General features: G+C 64.1%; 13 protein-coding genes. 3 read left to right on the forward strand and 10 right to left on the reverse strand.

Annotation, left to right across the window (positions count from 1 at the left end):
- Positions 1-182: 182 nt before the first annotated feature.
- The 4 genes from pstB to MSG32_RS13620 form a co-directional block, all read right to left on the reverse strand.
- A complete protein-coding gene (gene pstB / locus MSG32_RS13605; RefSeq protein ID WP_248380247.1) occupies positions 183-1,028 on the reverse strand; it encodes a phosphate ABC transporter ATP-binding protein PstB in 846 nt (281 codons plus the stop codon).
- Positions 1,025-2,821: a phosphate ABC transporter permease PstA gene (pstA, locus tag MSG32_RS13610; protein ID WP_248380250.1), complete on the reverse strand. Its 1,797-nt coding sequence runs from the start codon at positions 2,819-2,821 to the stop codon at positions 1,025-1,027. The genes pstB and pstA overlap by 4 nt, the downstream gene beginning before the upstream one ends.
- Complete coding sequence (locus MSG32_RS13615) at positions 2,818-5,094, reverse strand: ABC transporter permease subunit (RefSeq protein ID WP_248380252.1); 2,277 nt, start codon at positions 5,092-5,094, stop codon at positions 2,818-2,820. Before MSG32_RS13615 ends, pstA begins: the two co-directional genes overlap by 4 nt.
- A 113-nt stretch (positions 5,095-5,207) precedes the next feature.
- Positions 5,208-6,221 carry a phosphate ABC transporter substrate-binding protein gene (locus MSG32_RS13620; RefSeq protein ID WP_248380254.1) on the reverse strand — a complete coding sequence of 338 codons (1,014 nt, stop codon included), beginning with the start codon at positions 6,219-6,221 and terminating at the stop codon, positions 5,208-5,210.
- A 541-nt stretch (positions 6,222-6,762) separates the two neighbouring features.
- Between MSG32_RS13620 and MSG32_RS13625 the strand changes: the two genes are divergently transcribed.
- Positions 6,763-7,197: an acyl-CoA thioesterase gene (locus MSG32_RS13625; RefSeq protein WP_054556356.1), complete on the forward strand. Its 435-nt coding sequence runs from the start codon at positions 6,763-6,765 to the stop codon at positions 7,195-7,197.
- Positions 7,198-7,339: 142 nt separating this feature from the next.
- Here MSG32_RS13625 and MSG32_RS13630 read toward each other — a convergent pair whose 3' ends face one another.
- The 3 genes from MSG32_RS13630 to hexR all read right to left on the reverse strand — a co-directional run bounded on the left by MSG32_RS13630 (position 7,340) and on the right by hexR (position 11,906).
- Entirely contained in the window at positions 7,340-8,440 is a 1,101-nt protein-coding gene (locus MSG32_RS13630; RefSeq protein ID WP_043331733.1) for a TRAP transporter substrate-binding protein, read from the reverse strand.
- A gap of 203 nt (positions 8,441-8,643) precedes the next feature.
- Positions 8,644-10,866 carry a DNA helicase II gene (gene uvrD, locus MSG32_RS13635; protein WP_043331731.1) on the reverse strand — a complete coding sequence of 741 codons (2,223 nt, stop codon included), beginning with the start codon at positions 10,864-10,866 and terminating at the stop codon, positions 8,644-8,646.
- 173 nt (positions 10,867-11,039) lie between these two features.
- Positions 11,040-11,906 (reverse strand): transcriptional regulator HexR, encoded by an 867-nt coding sequence (gene hexR, locus MSG32_RS13640; protein ID WP_043331730.1) that lies wholly within the window; start codon positions 11,904-11,906, stop codon positions 11,040-11,042.
- Positions 11,907-12,073: 167 nt separating this feature from the next.
- Here hexR and MSG32_RS13645 point away from each other — a divergent pair, with 167 nt between their 5' ends.
- A complete protein-coding gene (locus MSG32_RS13645) occupies positions 12,074-12,298 on the forward strand; it encodes a hypothetical protein (RefSeq protein ID WP_043331728.1) in 225 nt (74 codons plus the stop codon).
- 611 nt (positions 12,299-12,909) lie between these two features.
- Here the strand turns inward: MSG32_RS13645 and MSG32_RS13650 are convergent.
- A complete protein-coding gene (locus MSG32_RS13650) occupies positions 12,910-14,277 on the reverse strand; it encodes a sodium-dependent transporter (RefSeq protein WP_248380256.1) in 1,368 nt (455 codons plus the stop codon).
- A gap of 350 nt (positions 14,278-14,627) precedes the next feature.
- Positions 14,628-15,530, reverse strand: coding sequence for a DUF72 domain-containing protein (locus MSG32_RS13655; RefSeq protein ID WP_248380258.1), 903 nt, complete (start codon positions 15,528-15,530; stop codon positions 14,628-14,630).
- Positions 15,531-15,760: 230 nt separating this feature from the next.
- Here MSG32_RS13655 and MSG32_RS13660 point away from each other — a divergent pair, with 230 nt between their 5' ends.
- Positions 15,761-16,447, forward strand: a complete 687-nt coding sequence (locus MSG32_RS13660) for a YitT family protein (protein ID WP_082388683.1) — start codon at positions 15,761-15,763, stop codon at positions 16,445-16,447.
- Here MSG32_RS13660 and rluF read toward each other — a convergent pair.
- Positions 16,444-17,799 (reverse strand): 23S rRNA pseudouridine(2604) synthase RluF, encoded by a 1,356-nt coding sequence (gene rluF / locus MSG32_RS13665; RefSeq protein ID WP_248380260.1) that lies wholly within the window; start codon positions 17,797-17,799, stop codon positions 16,444-16,446. The genes MSG32_RS13660 and rluF overlap by 4 nt on opposite strands.
- Between the last annotated feature and the right edge of the window lie 87 nt (positions 17,800-17,886).

Here is a 17,886-nt window from a genome sequence, read left to right on the forward strand (position 1 = left end):
CGTGACATGAATGACGTGACAAGTATGGCCCACTACTGACTGACACAGCGGGCTCCCCCTCAGCATGCCGACACTTGATTGCAGTTATGTTTCACCCATGGCGCAAAGGCGGTATCTGGCCGCCATCGTCAGCAATATCAGGGCGAAAAGGCTATCTGGCTGCACGTTCGCGCATGAGCGCGCTAACCGAAACGCCCCGTGATGTAGTCTTCCGTCTGGCGGCGCCGCGGGTTGGTGAACAGCTGATCGGTCGGGGAGAATTCCACCAGGCGGCCCTCATGCAGGAAGGCGGTATCGTCCGACACCCGCGCGGCCTGCTGCATGTTATGCGTGACGATGATCAGCGTCAGGCGCGAGCGCAGCGAACGGATCAGCTCCTCGATCTTGAGCGTCGAGATGGGGTCCAGCGCCGAGGCCGGTTCATCCAGCAGCAGCACCTCCGGCTCGACCGCCAGCGTCCGCGCGATCACCAGCCGCTGTTGCTGGCCACCCGAGAGCCCCAGCGCGCTGTCGTGCAGGCGGTCCTTCACTTCTTCCCACAGCGCCGCGGAGCGCAGACAGGATTCGACCTTGTCATCGAGGTGGCGCTTGTCATTCTCGCCGACCAGCCGCAGCCCGAAGGCCACGTTCTCGTAGACCGACATCGGAAAGGGATTGGGCGTCTGGAAGACCATGCCGATCCGGCGGCGCAGCATCGGCACATCCACGCCGCGCGCATGAATGTCCTCGCCCTCGAGCAGTACCTTGCCGGAAAGACGTGACTGTTCGTCGAGATCGGTCATGCGATTGAAGGTACGCAACAGGCTCGACTTGCCGCAGCCGGAAGGGCCGATGAAGGCCGTCACGCGCTTGCGTGCGATCTGCAGGCTGACGTCCTCCAGGGCGCGGCGCGTCTGGTTCTCCTTGCCGACACGTGCCTGATAATCGAGGCTCAGGTGGCGGGTTTCCAGGCAGATGTCCTCAGCCGGCCGCGCAGGCGTCTCCTGAAGAAACAACTGGGGCTTGGGCTGTTCAGAGTCACGCCTCATTCGGTGGCTCCCTTGTAACGTTGTGCCAGCATGTGACGCAGGCGAATGGCACTCAGATTGAGGCATAGAATCACGACCACCAGCACCAGCGCGGTCGCGTAGACCAGCGGCCGACTGCTGAAGGCGTCGCTGCTCTGGAAGGCCAGATCATAGACCTGATGCCCCAGATGCATGAATTTGCGGTCCAGATGCAACCACGGGAAGCTGTCATCCAGCGGCAGGTCCGGGGCCAGCTTGACCACCCCGACCAGCATCAGCGGCGCGACTTCACCCGCCGCACGCGCCACGGCCAGAATCAGCCCCGTCATCAGCGCCGGCGAGGCCGCCGGAATCACCACGCGCTTGAGCGTTTCCAGGCGTGTCGCCCCCAGCGCCAGCGCGCCTTCGCGCAGACGACGCGGCACGCGCGCCAGCCCCTCTTCCGTGGCGACGATCACCACCGGCAAGGTCAGCAGGGCCAGCGTCAGCGAGGCCCACAGAATGCCGCCGGTCCCGAAGGTCGGCGTCGGCAGCCGCTCGGAATAGAACAGCTCATCGATTCCGGCGCCCAGTCCATAGACGAAGAAGCCGAGACCGAACACGCCATAGACGATGGAGGGCACCCCGGCCAGGTTGCGCAGCGCGATGCGCGTCAGGCGCGTCAGGCGTCCCTGATGGGCCACCTCGTGCAGATAGAGCGCCGCCATCACGCCGAAGGGCATCACCATGATCGACATCAGTACCACCATCAGCACGGTGCCGAAGATGGCGGGCCAGACGCCACCGAAGCCCTCGGTAGGCGCGCCGGCCACGAAGTCACGGAAACGCTTGAAGGTCATCATCAGCCGGCCGCTGAAGCCCATCGCATTGGGCCGCCAGGCATTGCGGATATCATCGAGCGCGATGCGGCCTTCGTAGCCGCCATTGCCGCCCAGCAGCAACTGACCGCCCGCCAGCGCATCCCGCAGGGCACTCAGCTGATCTTCACGCTCGATGAAGGCGCTACGCACCTCCTCCAACTCCTCCTGCATCTGCTGCTCGAGCTCAGGGTCCTCATATGTCTGCGCCGCGCCACCATCAGCAGTGGCGCTGCGCCGGGATGCCAGAGACTGCTGCAGCGACTGATAGCGGCTGCTCAAGGCTTCACTGTCCAGGCGCAGTGCCTGCAGCTGGCGGCGCTCGCTCTCGATCATCTTCAGGCGGGCAAACAGTGGCTCGGCGTCTTCGGACAAGGGCCGGGCAGGCCCGTCGCCGACATCGGGCGTGTGGTCCATCTCCCCTGTCATCGGGTCACTCAGCGCCCGTGGCATGCCGTAGAGAGTGCGGCCGTCGCGCATTTCCAGCATCAGCGCCTGGCTGGGGAAGGTCATCCTGTCGAGCAGCGTCTCCGGCAGCCACTGCCAGCTGGCCGCGGCACCGTCACGCGAGGATGTCTGCAGCAACCACCATTGCTGGCGAGCGTCATTCCCCTCGCCCGAGGCGACACGGCGCATCTCCTCGTGCATCAGTTCGCCGAGCAGATGGCGATTGTCGGCCGCCGGCTCACCGCGCGTGGTGGTCAGGGCCGTGGGACTCTGGCCCGGCTGTGCCGTCAGCTCCACCTCGACCAGCCGTGAGGGCCAGAAGTGACTGAAGGAGCCCACCACCAGCAGGCTGAGCAGGCCCAGTACCAGCACCAGCGAGACACTGACCGCCATGGCATTCAGCCAGCCCCACGGGCCGCCGTCGCGCCAGTAGCGCTGCAGGCGCCCGACCAGCGGCTCGCGCGGGCGCAGTAGTGAGGAGCTGGCGCGATTGGTGTCAGGGTGACTCATCCCCAGCTCCCCTGATTGGGTGGCGTGAAGCGCTGTCGCAGCACTTCCGCCAGCGTATTGACCACGAAGGTGAAGACGAACAATGCCAGGGCGGCGAGGAACAGCAAGCGGTAGTGGCTGCTGCCGACCTCGGCCTCCGGCAGCTCGATGGCCAGGGTCGCGGCCAGTGAACGCAGGCCCTCGAACAGACTGGCATCTACCAGCGGCGTATTGCCGGCCACCATCAGCACGATCATCGTCTCACCGACGGCGCGCCCCATGCCGATCATCATCGCCGAGAACAGCCCGACGGCGGCGGCAGGCAGGATGACGCGACGCAGGCTCTGCCATGGCGTCGCGCCAAGCGCCGCGGAGCCTGCGGCCAGACCGCGCGGCACCGACGAGAGAGCGTCCTCGCTGAGCGTGAACAGGGTCGGCATCACCGCCAGCCCCAGCGCCATGCCGGTCACCAGGGTATTGCGCTGGGCGTAATCGATACCGTAGTGGCTGAACAGCCACTGACGGAGGTCGCCGTCGAACCACCACTGCTCGACCTGGCCGGCGATGGTCACATCCAGCCACAGCAGCACGAACAGCAGCGGCAACAGCCCGAAGGCCGCCATGTTTTCCGGCAGCAGATTGCGCCATACGCGCGGCGACAAGGTCCACAGGAAGCCGGCCACCATGGTGCCCAGCGGAATCAGAACCAGCCCCAGCAACACCGCCATCAGCTCACGCTCGATGAAAGGCGCGACCACCAGCGCGGCGATGAAGCCGATCACCACGGTCGGCAGTGCCTCCATCATCTCCAGCAGCGGCTTGATGCGGGAACGCTGGCGCGGCGCCATGAAGCAGGCGACATGAATGGCACAGCCCAGCCCCAACGGCACGGCAAACAGCAGCCCGACCAGCGCCGCCTTGAGCGTGCCCCACATGATGGGCACCAGCGACAGACGGGGTTCGTGGGTGCCGGTGCTCTCCAGCTGCCAGATCCACTCCGGCGCAGCGCGCCCCTCATACCAGACCTTGCCGAAGATGGCGTCGAGCCCGACGGCCTGATGCGGGTCGTGTATCGCAAGCCCGGCATAGGCCTTGCCGAGCGCCCCCAGCGGCGCTTCCTGAGCGAGCTGGCCGGGCAGCCTTGCCTCCCGGGACGCCGACGCCAGCAAGCGGCGGTCATCATTGTCAAATTCCAGCGTCACGCCAGCCGCGACCCGGGCGGCGTCCAGCCAGTCCAGCACCTGACGGCGACGCTCGCTGGTGGCCAGATAGAGGCCAAGGCGGCCGTTGGCGTCCAGCGCGGCAAAGCCGAGGCTGTGATGGGCGGCAGCCATCGTCACCACCGGCGCCGTCAGGTCACTGTCAAAGACGCCGGCCTTGACCAGCGGCTGCGCATGCGCCGGCAACAGGTAATGGGTCAGGCCACCGGCGGCGTCTCCGACGATCAGGCTTCTGCCGCCACGCAGGACGCTGATCGCGGTGATCGCCGGCGATGACGCGGAGGCAGAAGAGCTCACAGCGTGATGTGCCAGCTTGCGCGCCAGCGGCTTGGTCCCGGTGGAGGCCTCGCTCAGCTGCCACTGGGTGAAACCATCGCGGTCAGCGGTGACCAGCAGACGCCCCTGCTGCGAAGACAGCCTGGCCGGGCCCGGCAACCACTGCTGCTGCCACTCGGAGTGCGGCGTCTGACTGGCTGCATCGTCCTCCAGCTCGCCGGCGTCGGCGTGTGGAGATGACAAGGCCAGGCGCGCCAGCCACAGGCCATCGCCCTCCTCGAACGGAATGCGCAGCCACAGCTGGTCACGGCTGAGCACCAGGCTTGCCTGGCGGCGCTCAAGCCCTGCGGGTACCTCGATGGCACTGCCGCGCAGGCGTACGCCAGCGGCGGACTGCTGAACCACCTGCAGGCGATCATCCGCGAGCCAGACACCCGCCAGCGGCGAGGTGCGCGAATCCGCCGTCGAATCATCACTGGCCAGCACGGGAGGCAGCCCGTCACGCGCGGCAAGCGGCATGTCAGGCAAGGCGCTCAGCCCGTCAGGATCGGACAGCCAGTCAGGATCGGTCTGAGCGGCAGGCATCTGCTGGTCGCTCGCTTGCTGTTCGAGCGCCTGCTGAGGAAGCGACGTGACGCTGGCGGGCTTGAGCAGTGGCCACGACACGCTGACCAGATAGGCCAGCATCACGACGACGATGACCATCACGCCCAGCCCGGCCGCTGTCAGCCACAGACTGGCAAGACGGTCATGCCGCAGACGACGACGCTGCATTCGGGAGGCATCAACTGCCGACATGAAATATCACCACGAAAGGATTTGCGCGCTGGAGTGTCGACTCCGCAGACGCATGAAGCGGGTATGGCACCGAGATTATGTCCAAGTGATGACAGAGAGATGACAAAGGCGAATCAAAGGGCATCCACATCCTCCAGCCCCAGTTGCTGACGCCAGTGCAGCAGCTGCTTTTCCGGCAGCGGCACATAGCCACCGCGCAGGATGGCCTGTTGGCCCTGGCGCGACATGATCAATGACAGGAAGGCCTGCTCCAGCGCCGGGAGCGGCTCGTCAGGCACGCGATTGACGTAGATGTACAGCGCGCGGGTCAGCGGATAACGGCCATCGCGAATGCTGGCCCGGCTCGGGAAGACGGCGTGGCCACCCGCCTCACGGCTGACGGACAGCTGCTTCACCAGCGGCGAAGAGGTGCTGAAGCTGGCATAGCCGATGCCATTGGGTGAGGAGCCCACCGCACCGATGATGGAGGCCGAGCCCGGCTGTTCGCTGACATCGAGGCGGAAGTCGCCATCGCACAGCGCGATACGGCGGAAGGCGCCGTAGGTGCCCGAGGTGGCACTGCGCCCGAAGCGCGTGATCTGGCGGTCATTCCACTCATCGCTCAGCCCGAGCTGGCCCCAGCGACTGGCCGCCTGGCCACCACAGTTGTGCGTGGCGGAGAAGATGGCATCCAGCTGCGCGATGCTGATCTCCTCCAGCGGATTGCTGCGATGCACGATGATGCCCATTGCATCCAGCGCCACGGGCACACCCAGCGGCGGATAGCCGAATTCACGCGTGAAGTCCTGACGCTCCTGATCGCTCATCGGACGCGACATCAGCCCGATGCGGGTGGTGCCGGCGATCAATGCCGGCGGTGCCGTCGAGGAGCCCGCGGCCTGCAGCTGCACGCGCACCCCCGGATGATAGCGGCGCAGCTGGGCAGCCCAGCGCGTCACCAGCACCGACAGGGTATCGGAGCCCACCGCCGTCAGGTTGCCCACCACCCCGGACACCGGGCGATATTCGGGCACCTTGTCGGCCAGTGCCGGAGCCGAGAGCGTCGAGAGCCCCAGCAGGCAGGCAAGCGACATCAGCCGCAGCGACGGCAGCCCTGAGCGCAGGCGGATCGCGCATGAGGAGGACACATATGAGGAGGACGCGGATGACCCGCGACGCGACGCGAACACGGCGCGAAAGCCTGAACGGACAAGCGACCCGACGGAAACTGACATGGCGACTTCCCACCAGAGAATGAACAAGATGACGATGCGACACGGAGCTGGCCACGGCTTGCCACGCCCGTGGTGACGGGCAGGCGACGGTGGAACAAGGCGGCCCGTGCAGCATGGCGAAAGACAGCGAGTATCCGTCATTGCTGCGTTGAGTAACGATACTCCATGCTGCAGCGCAAAAAATCTCCTGACAGTCCTTGTCAGTGAGGACAGTGCTTTGTCCGCCGGAGTAGGATACAGGAGATGATGAAGCCGCTGCGGCTCATCCGCCATGGTCTGCGTCGCGCTGATGCTATCGATGGCACCCGGTGACTTTCTTCGGCGATTGCCGAAGTGTCCTGTATAAGGCCCCCTGTGCAAGGCAGCGCCCTGCGCCAAAAGACGCACCTTTTTCAGATGGAAGGGTGCAGAAATGAAATGACCATTTTATAACAACAAGATAGCGAGTCATGACATGCAAGCTCTGGATGATATCCCGACGCCGAACGGCACACTGACGCTCAAATTGATCGCCCAGCGCCAGGACACCAATCTCTATGGCGACATCAGCGGCGGCTGGCTGATGCACCGCATGGACGAGGCCTGTGAGCTGGCCGCCGGGCGCGTCGCCCACGGGCGCACTGCCACCGTGGCCGTCGAGGGCCTCGATTTCCTGTCGCCGGTGCGTATCGGCTCGGTGGTCAATATCTTCACTCAGGTGGCCGAGGTCGGGCGAAGTTCGATCAGGCTCGCCGTCGAGGTCTGGATCCGCCCGCCGCAGGAGCGCAATCAACACGCGCTGACCAAGGTGACCGAAGCCTGCTACGTGATGGTGGCACTCGATGACAATGGCCGCATCCGTGCCGTACCGGAGCAGGCCAGCACCGCCATCATCGAGGAGCAGGACTGATCCTGAGCAGGACTGAGCCTGGCGCCTCGCCTCTCTTCCTGTCAGCCACACGCCAAGAAAAAGCCGCCCTCGAGGGCGGCTTTTTCGTCAACAATCAGTCACGCGCTCAGACAGTCCGGCAGGCAGTCCGAAAGAGACTCGCTCAGGCTTCGCCGAGCACCCGACCACGCGCATCCAGATAGGCCTGCTCACCGATACGCGACCAGGGCGCGACCTGCTGCTGGAAGGCGCGGTAGGACTCATAGACGCGCCTGGCGTCCTCATCCTTGGCGATGAACTCGTCCAGCACCTCGTTGGAGGCATCGAACAGCGCCGCATAGACATCCTGGGGGAATTCACGCAGTTCCACACCGTGCTCCTCGACCAGCGAGGTCAGCGCGGTGGCGTTGCGCAGCGCGAATTCATCCACCATGGCGTGATTGGCGATTCTGGCCGCCTGGATCACCACCTGCTGCAGGTCTTCCGGCAGTGCCTGCCAGGCCTCGAGATTGACGGTGCCTTCGAGGATGGCGGAAGGCTCGTTCCAGGCCGGCGAGTAGTAATACTTGGCCACCTGATGCAGCCCGAAGGCCAGATCATTGTAGGGGCCGACCCAGTCGGTGGCATCGATCACGCCGGTTTCCATCGCGGTGAAGATCTCGCTGCCCGGCAGATTGACCGCGCTGGCGCCGATGCGATTCATCACTTCGCCCGCCAGCCCCGGCAGGCGGATCTTCAGGCCCTTCATGTCCTCGAGACTGTTCACTTCCTTGTTGAACCAGCCGGCCATCTGGGTGCCGGTGTTGCCCACCGCCAGCGGCTTGAGGTTGTGGCGCGAGTAGATCTCGTCCCACAGCTTCATGCCATCGCCGTGATACAGCCAGGCGTTGGTCTCGGTGGTGTTCATGCCGAAGGGCACGGCGGTGAAGAACTGGGCCGCGGGCACCTTGCCCTTCCAGTAGTAGGAGGCCGAGTGGCCCATCTGGGCGGTACCGGAGGACACAGCATCGAAGACTTCCAGCGCCGGCACCATCTCGCCGGCGCCATAGACCTTGACCTGCAGGCGACCACCGGAGAGCTGACCGATCAGGCTGGCAAATTCATTGGCACCGGTGCCCAGTGCCGGGAAGTTCTTCGGCCAGGAGGTGACCATCTTCCAGTGGATGGTCTCGCCCTCGGCGGCATTGGCGGTGGACACGAAAGGCGCGGCGGCGAGGCCGGCAGCACCGGCCCCCAGAGCAGAGAGAAAACGGCGGCGTTGCATGGGACTTTCCTTGTTCGAGTTGTGGGCAATGCATGACGCGGCATCAAGACAGCATGTCTGCCACTATGCCGCGACCCATGGATGGCCCACAACTGCACCAAGGCCGTAATGGCGAACGAATACCGCGCCCCCTGCCCCGCGCTACACCTCTTGCCAGCGCCTGCTGTCAGCGCCTCATGGCTGCGTCTGCCATCAATGCAGGATCAGCTCAGCACTTCCAGCTTGGCAAAGCCCAGCACCAGCCACTTGTCGCCTTCGCCCTCGAAGCTGATCTGCACGCGCGCGCGCTCGCCCTGGCCTTCGGCATTGATGACCACGCCTTCCCCGAACAGCGGATGGCGCACCAGGCTACCGAGCGAGAGTGCCGGCATGTCGCCATTGGCCTCGACACTCTCCTGACGCGGACCGGAAGGACGGCGATTCGGCGTGGCGCGCTGGGTCGAGACCGGACGCGAGACCTGGCCACGCAGACGCACCTCTTCCATCAGCTCTTCCGGCAATTCACGCAGGAAGCGCGACGGCCGCTGGAAGGTCTCCTTGCCGTGCATGCGACGCAGCTCGGCGTAGGTCAGGTAGAGGCGCTGCATGGCGCGGGTGACACCGACGTAGCACAGGCGACGCTCTTCCTCGAGACGCCCCGGCTCTTCCAGCGACATCTTGTGCGGGAACAGCCCCTCCTCGACCCCGGCGACGAATACCACCGGGAATTCGAGCCCCTTGGCGGAATGCAGCGTCATCATCTGCACGCATTCCTCGCCTTCGGCGGCTTCGTGATCGCCGGCATCCAGCGCGGCTTCGGCGAGGAAGGGTTCCAGCGCCTCGGCCCCTTCGCTGGGGGCTTCCGGGTCCATGCGCTCGCCCTGACTGAAGGCGCGGCAGGCGTTGACCAGCTCCGATAGGTTCTCGAGGCGCGCCTGGCCCTTCTCGCCCTTCTCGGCGGCGTGATGCTCACGCAGGCCGGAGACGTGGATGACGTGCTCGACCAGCTCATGCAGCGCCATGCCGGCGGTGTCGTTGTCGAGGCCATCGATGATGTCGGCGAAGGCTCGCACGGCGGTGGCGGCGCGTCCCTTGAGGGCACCATCGGAGACCGCATCGCTCATCGCCTGCCACATGGTCAGGTTGCCGTAGCGTGCACGCTCGCGCAGCTGCTCGACGGTGCGCATGCCGATGCCACGCGCCGGCACGTTGATCACGCGCTCCAGGGCGGCATCGTCCTCGCGGTTGTTCATCAGACGCAGATAGGCAAGCGCGTTCTTGATCTCGAGACGCTCGTAGAAGCGCTGGCCGCCATAGATGCGATACGGCATGCCCTGGCGGATCAGCGTCTCCTCCAGCACGCGTGACTGGGCGTTGGAACGATACAGGATCGCGATCTCGTCGCGGCTGTAGCCATGCTCATTGACCAGTTCACGGATGGTGTCGGCGATGTAGCGCGACTCGTCGATGTCATTGAAGCCGGCGTAGACACGAATGCGCTCGCCGCGTCCGCTGTCGGTCCACAGCTCCTTGCCCATGCGCCCGCCGTTGTGGCTGATCAGGGCGTTGGCGGCCTCCAGAATGGCGCTGGAGGAGCGGTAGTTCTGCTCCAGACGCACCACGCGGGTGTTGGCGAACTCCTCGGTGAAGCGCTGGATGTTCTCGACCCGCGCGCCACGCCAGCCGTAGATGGACTGGTCATCATCGCCGACCACGGTCATGCACTCGCGATCACCGGCCAGCAGCTTCAGCCAGGCGTACTGCAGGGTGTTGGTATCCTGGAACTCGTCGACCAGCAGGTGGGCGAAGCGCTCGCGGTAATGCGCCAGCAGGTGCGGCGTATCGCGCAGCAGCTCCAGCGAGCGCAGCAGCAGCTCACCGAAATCGACCAGGCCGCCGCGTTCACAGGCGAGCTGATAGAGCTCATACATCTCGACCATCTTGCCCATGTAGGCATCGCCGTGAGTCTGCACCTGATGGGCGCGCAGACCTTCCTCCTTGCAGCCGGCGATGAAGTACTGGACCTGCTTGGGCGGCCAGCGCTCGTCATCGACGTTGTGCTCCTTGAGCAGTCGCTTGACCATGCGCAGCTGGTCATCGCTGTCGATGATCTGGAAGTGCTCGGGCAGGCGCGCCTCCTGCCAGTGGGTGCGCAGCAGACGGTGACTGATGGAGTGGAAGGTGCCGACCCACATGTGGCGCAGGCTGCTGCCATTGAGCGCCTCGAGACGCGTGCGCATCTCCCGCGAGGCCTTGTTGGTGAAGGTCACCGACAGGATGGCGTAGGGCGAGAACTGGTATTGGTCCATCAACCAGGCGATGCGGTGAACCAGCACGCGGGTCTTGCCGGAACCGGCCCCCGCCAGTACCAGCATGTTGCCCGGCGGCGCGGACACGGCCTCACGCTGATGCGTGTTGAGGTGATCGAGGAGGGGCGATTCGGACATGCAGGGCTCACCACAGGGCAGAGGAGTCGAGGAGCGGAGCAGCGTGAGATTCGCTGCCCCTGTTCAGGCATCCACCTTATCACAGCGGCCTGCCCTGCTCTTCCCCGCGCCGGCCTTCCTTGCACATACGTACCTTGCACTTGCCTTCAAGACAGATGATGCCCGGGCGGTGCTCAGTGGGTATCGAAGTCGTGGTCGTCGATGCGCAGGGTGGCGAGGCTCTTCTTGACCGCCTCCAGCTGCTCCTTGAGCTTGGGTCCGCGCGCCTTGGCGACACCGACCGCCAGCGTATCGACGATCACCAGGTGCGCGATACGCGAGCTCATCGGGGTGTAGATCTCGGTGTCTTCGTGCACATCGATATGCAGCGGCAGCGTGACTTCATCCGCCAGTGGCGAACCACTCGGGCACAGCCCGATGACGGTCGCGCCGGCGTCCCGCGCCAGACGCACGCTGGCGATCAGCGCCTTGGTGCGGCCGGTCTGGGAGATGGCCACCACCACGTCGCGCGGCCCCAGCGTCACCGCTGACATGTTCTGCATATGCGGGTCGGTGTAGGCGGCGGTGGAGATCTGCAGGCGGAAGAACTTGTGCTGGGCATCGTGAGCCACGGCGCCCGAGGCACCATAGCCGTAGAACTCGACCCGGCTGGCGGAGGCCAGCGAGTGGATGGCGCGCGCGACGGCTTCGGCATCCAGGCGGTCACGCACCGACAGCAGGGTGCCGATGGTGGAATCGAACAGCGAGTGCGAGAACTCGGCCACGCTGTCGGAGTCATTCATGGAGAACTGGGCGAACTGGGTGCCGGTGGCGAGGCGTTGCGCCAGCTGCAGCTTGAAATCCTGGAAGCCGGCAAAGCCCATTGCCCGACAGAAACGCACGACCGTCGGCTCACTGACCGATGACTCGCTGGCCAGATCGACGATCCGCATGTGAATCACTTCCTCCGGATGGCGAAGGACATAGCGTGCGACCTTTTGTTCAGAGCGGCGGAAATTCTCCATCCGGCTCCTCAGGTCGTCGAAGATGGCATGGCTCACGGCACACTCCTTGCAGACTTCATGGGCATGCCTGAGCTTACGTCATCCCCCCCAGGGGTGTCGCCTGCACAGGCAGGCTATAGTCACAATTTTGTCAAGTGAGCTATAGTAAAACGGTGTGGCGCCAGTGAAAGCCCACATCCTTTGGATGCCATGGAGGTCGAATCATGCGTAATTCAGAGCAGGTAGATACGCTCAAGAAAGAGCTTCTCGATATTTTCATGACTCTCGGTGCCGACGAACATCAGGCCCGCAAGAAACAAAGCGCAGTCCGCCATCTCCGCGCCCGTCGTGGAATAGAATTGCACAACGAAATCAAGCGCCTAAGCGAGGATTTAAGCGACATCGAAGTGCTGGAAATGGATACTGAAAGCGATATCGACACCCACTGATTCCAGGCGGGGAGGCGATACGCTCCCCGCCGATCAGTGATGTTTTCACGCTCTGATCCGCCAGGGTTCTGGCTCCATGCGACACCCTCCACCATCTCTTTCGAGCATGGTCGTACCCCCCTCTCGCGCAATTTCAGCATCATCACCCCTGACTGAAGTGCCTTCTGCGCTGTCATGCCCGGTGTCCTGCACATCAATCCCGAAATATTCGTTTTTTCTCACCTCATTTTCCGCCCCACCGCTCTTCTTTTGTTTGTCACATTTCTCCTCTATCGCGTGCCGCCATCACCCTTGATGCACCATTTCAGTGCGTATCCGCCGTCATGCGCCTCTCACATACCTGAAACCAGGCTCACGCCTGATGGCGACTTTCCCTCTCGGAAAGGATGAATCTTCTACGTCAAACGCATGACATACGACGGCCACGCAGTGCTACCCGGCCATGACACCTGCCAGGCAAGCGCGCGACCGGGTTGAGATTCTCCAGGCTCAGAAACAGGAAAGGCCCGCCGGATGGCGGGCCTTTCGCATTGCCTGCCATGACAGGCCTGAGACATGTCATGGCAAGTGTTTCACGAGATCTCTCTATATCTCTCGAGATCTCACGAGACCTACAGGCTGGACGCGAACACCACGACCACACCGATCGGGGCGATAAAGCGCGCCACGAAGCTCCACAGCGAGAAGGCCGAGTCGCTCATGTTGAGCTGGCTGCGCACCTCGTCACGGCCCATGAACCAGCCGACGAAGACGATGGTCGCCAGACCGGTCAGCGGCAGCATCAGCTTGCTGGTCGCGTAGTCGAGCAGGTCGAAGATGGTCATGCCTTCGAACTTGGCGAACATGCCCAGCGGCGCCACGTCACTCCACAGGTTGAAGGACAGGATGGTGGCGATGCCCAGCAGCCAGGTGGCGATACCCGCGACCCAGGCCGAGCCGACGCGCGACATCGGCGTCTTCTCTTCGAGCCATTCGACGATGGGCTCCAGCAACGAGATGCCCGAGGTCCAGGCCGCGAATACCAGCAGCACGAAGAACACCACGCCGAAGACTTCACCGCCCGGCATGTGGCCGAAGGCCAGCGGCAGGGTCTGGAAGATCAGGCCCGGGCCCGCGGCGGCGTCGAGGCCGTTGGAGAACACCACCGGGAAGATGGCCAGACCGGCCAGCAGGGCGATGACGGTATCCAGCACCACCACGACCAGCGCGGTACGCCCGATGTTGACGTCATCGGACAGGTAGGAGCCGTAGGCCATCATGATGCCCATGCCCAGTGACAGGGTGAAGAAGGCATGCCCCATGGCCGCCAGCACGCCATCCTTGTCGAGCTTGGAGAAGTCCGGCGTCAGCAGCCAGGCGGCGGCATCAGCGAAACCATCGGTGGTGGCGGCGTAGCCGACCAGCACGATCAACATCACCGCCAGCAGCGGCATCAGGATCTTGGCGGCACGCTCCAGGCCACCGGCGACCCCGCCGGCCACGACCAGGATCACCATCAGCATGAAGGCACTGTGCCAGGCCAGCAGCGTGGCCGGGTCCCCCAGCAGACCGCCGAACAGGCTACCGGCCGTGTCGGAGGTCAGGGTTTCGAAACTGCCACTGGCCGCGTCGGCGATGAAGGCCAGCGCCCAGCCGCCGATGACGCTGTAGAAGGACAGGATCAGGTAGGCGCCGAGCACGCCGGCCACCCCGATCAAGACCCAGGCGGGACTGCGTTTGAGCCGGGCACTGATGTGACTCATGGTCGAGATGGGGTTCTTCTGCCCCAGACGGCCCAGCAGCCATTCCGACATCAGGATCGGCAGACCGATCAGCAGGATGCAGATCAGATAGACGAGGACGAAGGCACCGCCGCCGCTCTCACCTGTCATGTAGGGGAATTTCCAGATATTGCCCAGACCGACGGATGAACCGACGGCAGCCAGGGTAAAGGCCAGGCGAGAAGACCACTGTGCGTGGGAATGCGGTTTGGATGACATGTGAATCCCTGATTCGTCGCGAGGGTGCCAGTCGCTGGTAGCGACTTCGGGCACCTTGTTGTGCTTGTTGCATCATGCTGCCAATGCGGACGGATCATCCGTGGCCAACACGATGGCGTCGCAGGATCACTGCTGTGGTGCTCCCGGCATTCACGCTGACCGGGTAGGTCGTGGGGAATGACAGGCAAGTGCCGATAGGCACGCCGGAACGGGCAGACTGCCCATCTCCGGTAAATATCGCCGCGGTAACGGCAACATGTGGCTAAAGCTACTCGATTGAGGGGCCATCTGCCAGCAAGCCACCATCAGACCATGGCCTCACAGGAGAAACCTCACGGCCAGGTGGAGCGTCAGAACAGGCTGCCCTGCCCCTCTCCCGGAAAGGCCCCGATCAAGGGGCGCTCCAGTTTCTCCAGCACCTGGTTGGCCAACAGGCGTGCCAGCGCGGGTGCTGCCTTGTTGTCCGGTGTATGCACGAAGAGGAACGGGCTTTTCCCCTGACTTATCCACAAGAAAAGTCGCTCTACCCAGGGAGCGAACAGTGCCCGGTTGGTAGCTTCATCGTAATGACCGATGAAGCGCACCACGGGATGTTGTCCGCTGGAGAACACATGCAATGGGCGGTGAGGCTTTTCCGAGCGCGCCACCGCAAGGCCCGGATGCGCGGTGGTGGGGCCACTGAAGAGTGGACGCACATCCAGCATCACGCGATCGACTGCGTGAGTTATCAACAAGCGATTCAACTGTCGTTCCGCCTCGCCCTTGGCGAAGAATACCGGGTCGCGGGGCTCCACCGACCAGGCAAGCCCTGCTCCCTTCACCGACTGCAGAAATTGCTCGAGGCGTGGCAGGACTTCCGCCCCGAGGTCACGCGGCAGCTGAATCATGATCGGACCGAGGCGGTCCTTTATCGGTGCCAGGCAATCGAGAAATTCCGCCAGCTCCTGCTCGATGCCCTGCAGGCGCAATTCATGAGTCAGTCGGCCCGGCAACTTGAAGCAGAAGCGAAAATGGGCCGGCGCCTGACGTGCCCAGCTGGCGATGGCAGCAGGCGTGGGTTGGGCATAGAAGCTGGTATTGCCCTCGACGCTATCGAAGATCCGGGCGTAATCCGCCAGATGTTCCCGCGGGCCGCTGCCCGGCAGCAGGCTGCCGCGCCAGTCATCATTGGCCCACATCGCGAGCCCGAGATGAAGATGCCCCGCCGAGTGCGAGGCATCCGACGGTGCGGAGGCTGCATGAAAATGGTGCATGAAGAGGCCAGAACTAGAGGAATATAAGGGTCAAAGAGCCAACAAGCCGAAGAATATCGTCTGCCAGAGCGACGTAAGCACAATAAAAACTGTCATCACGGCGTGCTATGGTCCGCATCCTGCATGACACGTCAGCAGGCGGTCCACCCACCGCCCTGACTCCGCTTCCAGCCAGCCACAAGCCGCGCCGGAAGACACTCTTGTTGACTGCCCATACCCCGGAGCCTGTCATGACTGCTTTCCAACGACTCATTCTGCGCGCCAGCGGCAGCCGCTCTCGCGCGGCAAATGCCATCACCCTGCGCAGCCTGATCACGCTCATCGAGGGCTGCCTGCTGGTGGCGCTCGGCGTACGCCTGCTGCAGGCCGGTGGCCTGCTGGTCAGTGGCACTGCCGGCATGTCGTTGCTGGGTGCCGACCTGACAGCACTGAGCTTCGGCAGCCTGTTCTTCCTGATCAACCTGCCTTTCTACGGCCTGGCCTGGAAACAGCTGGGGCTGAATTTCACCCTGCGCACGCTGGGCTGCGTCAGCCTGCTCTCCGTGCTGTCCGATGTGTTGGCGGTCAGCTTGCCGCTGGGTGCCGTCAGCCTGCCGGTCGCAGCGATTGCCGCAGGCCTGTTGATCGGCCTGGGCATCACGCTGCTGTTTCGCGAGAACGCCTCGCTGGGCGGCCTGAACATTCTGGCGCTGCATCTGGAGCGACGCTTCGGCATCCATGCCGGTCGCACCACCTTCGCCTTCGACCTGCTGCTGATCGCGATCGCCGCGCTGGTCTACCCCTGGCCACAGGTCATCTGTTCGGCACTGGCATTCGCGACACTGTCCTTCGTGCTGGGCCGCTACCATCGCCGCACGCCTCAGACCGCACAGCCTGCCTCACCGGCGCATGACAAGCAGGTGCAGACGGCTCACTAGCGGCGACCGCGTCCCCCGTTGGAAGAACCGCCGCCCTTGTACGAGGCGCCCTTGCCGGCCGGGCTGTTTTTCCCCGAGCTCGTGTTGCCGTAACTCTTGCTGCTGCCGCCCTTGTTGGCAGCGGTCTTGCTGTTGGCAGAGCCCTTGTTGACAGAGCCCTTGCTGTTGGCCGCGCCACGCTCATTGCGGCCATCGCTGGCATTGCCACGCGTGCGCGGCTTGAGGCCGCTGGCAAGCTTGCCGGCACCTCCCGCACTCTTGGTGGCATTCCTGCTGGAATTCCTGCCGTCGCTTCTGCCTTCCTGATTGCCACGCCCCGTGGTGCGCTCGTCAGAACGCTCGCGACGCCCTGTACCCTCTTGCTTGGCCCCTGCCTGAGAAGCGCCCGAACGCTGGCCCGGATGGCGTTGATCAGCACCGCGCTGACGTGTCTCGCGCTTATCAGGGCTGCGCTGATCTGAACTGCGCTGACGTGTGTCGCGCTGGCCGGATCCGCTCTTGCCGCCTTCCTGGCGCCGAGTCCCGCTACGCCGGCCAGCATCCGTATCCTGGGCGGCGCGCTGATGGCGCGCGGCCGTCGCGTGCTGGGAAGGAGGCGGTGCCGCCGCCAGGCGCGAGGCCTCCTCAGTGCCGCTGGAGCCCTCGATCATCTGCTGGATATCCGCCATCTCGCGCTGGGTGAGATACCGCCATTCGCCGACCCCCAGCCCGTCCAGGCTGACATTCATGATGCGCACCCGCTTGAGCTTGAAGACCTCATAGCCCAGCGCCTCACACATGCGACGGATCTGACGGTTGAGGCCCTGGGTCAGGATGATGCGGAACACATAGGTCGAGATCTGCTCGATGCGACACGGCTGGGTGATGGTGTCCAGAATCGGCACGCCAGCGGCCATGCGCTTGAGGAAGTCGCCGTTGATCGGCTTGTCGACCCGCACCACGTATTCCTTCTCGTGGGCATTGCCGGCACGCAGGATCTTGTTGACGATATCGCCGTCACTGGTCAGGAAGATCAGGCCATCGGAGGGCTTGTCGAGGCGACCGATCGGGAAGATGCGTTTGGGATGACCGATGTAATCGATGATGTTGCCGTCGACATGGCGCTCGGTGGTACAGGTGATGCCAACCGGCTTGTTGAAGGCCAGGTAAACCGCTTCCTGCTTGGCTTTCAATGGCTTGCCATTGACCAGCACCTCATCGCCCGGCGCGACCTTGGTGCCCATTTCGGGCACGACACCATTGATGGTCACTCGTCCTTCGGCGATGTAGCGATCCGCCTCGCGCCGCGAGCAGAAGCCCGTTTCGCTGATGAACTTGTTGAGGCGGGTAAGCGATGCGTCGCGATCAGTCATGGCAGGTCACGTGCGTGCGCCGGGCGATGAACGCGCAGCGGACGGAAGGGGATAAGAAGGCAGGCGCACAGGATACCAAAAACGGCA

Source organism: Cobetia sp. 1CM21F (genome assembly GCF_023161745.1).
GTDB classification, from domain to species: domain Bacteria; phylum Pseudomonadota; class Gammaproteobacteria; order Pseudomonadales; family Halomonadaceae; genus Cobetia; species Cobetia amphilecti.

Excerpts from the sequence above, each read along its gene's own strand:
- MSG32_RS13630 (WP_043331733.1), bottom strand. The coding sequence starts at position 8,440 with ATGCAACGCCGCCGTTTTCTCTCTGCTCTGGGGGCCGGTGCTGCCGGC.
- pstA (WP_248380250.1), bottom strand. The coding sequence starts at position 2,821 with ATGAGTCACCCTGACACCAATCGCGCCAGCTCCTCACTACTGCGCCCG.
- MSG32_RS13615 (WP_248380252.1), bottom strand. The coding sequence starts at position 5,094 with ATGTCGGCAGTTGATGCCTCCCGAATGCAGCGTCGTCGTCTGCGGCAT.
- rluF (WP_248380260.1), bottom strand. The coding sequence starts at position 17,799 with ATGACTGATCGCGACGCATCGCTTACCCGCCTCAACAAGTTCATCAGC.
- MSG32_RS13655 (WP_248380258.1), bottom strand. The coding sequence starts at position 15,530 with ATGCACCATTTTCATGCAGCCTCCGCACCGTCGGATGCCTCGCACTCG.
- MSG32_RS13625 (WP_054556356.1), top strand. The coding sequence starts at position 6,763 with ATGCAAGCTCTGGATGATATCCCGACGCCGAACGGCACACTGACGCTC.
- MSG32_RS13660 (WP_082388683.1), top strand. The coding sequence starts at position 15,761 with ATGACTGCTTTCCAACGACTCATTCTGCGCGCCAGCGGCAGCCGCTCT.
- MSG32_RS13650 (WP_248380256.1), bottom strand. The coding sequence starts at position 14,277 with ATGTCATCCAAACCGCATTCCCACGCACAGTGGTCTTCTCGCCTGGCC.
- MSG32_RS13645 (WP_043331728.1), top strand. The coding sequence starts at position 12,074 with ATGCGTAATTCAGAGCAGGTAGATACGCTCAAGAAAGAGCTTCTCGAT.
- uvrD (WP_043331731.1), bottom strand. The coding sequence starts at position 10,866 with ATGTCCGAATCGCCCCTCCTCGATCACCTCAACACGCATCAGCGTGAG.
- pstB (WP_248380247.1), bottom strand. The coding sequence starts at position 1,028 with ATGAGGCGTGACTCTGAACAGCCCAAGCCCCAGTTGTTTCTTCAGGAG.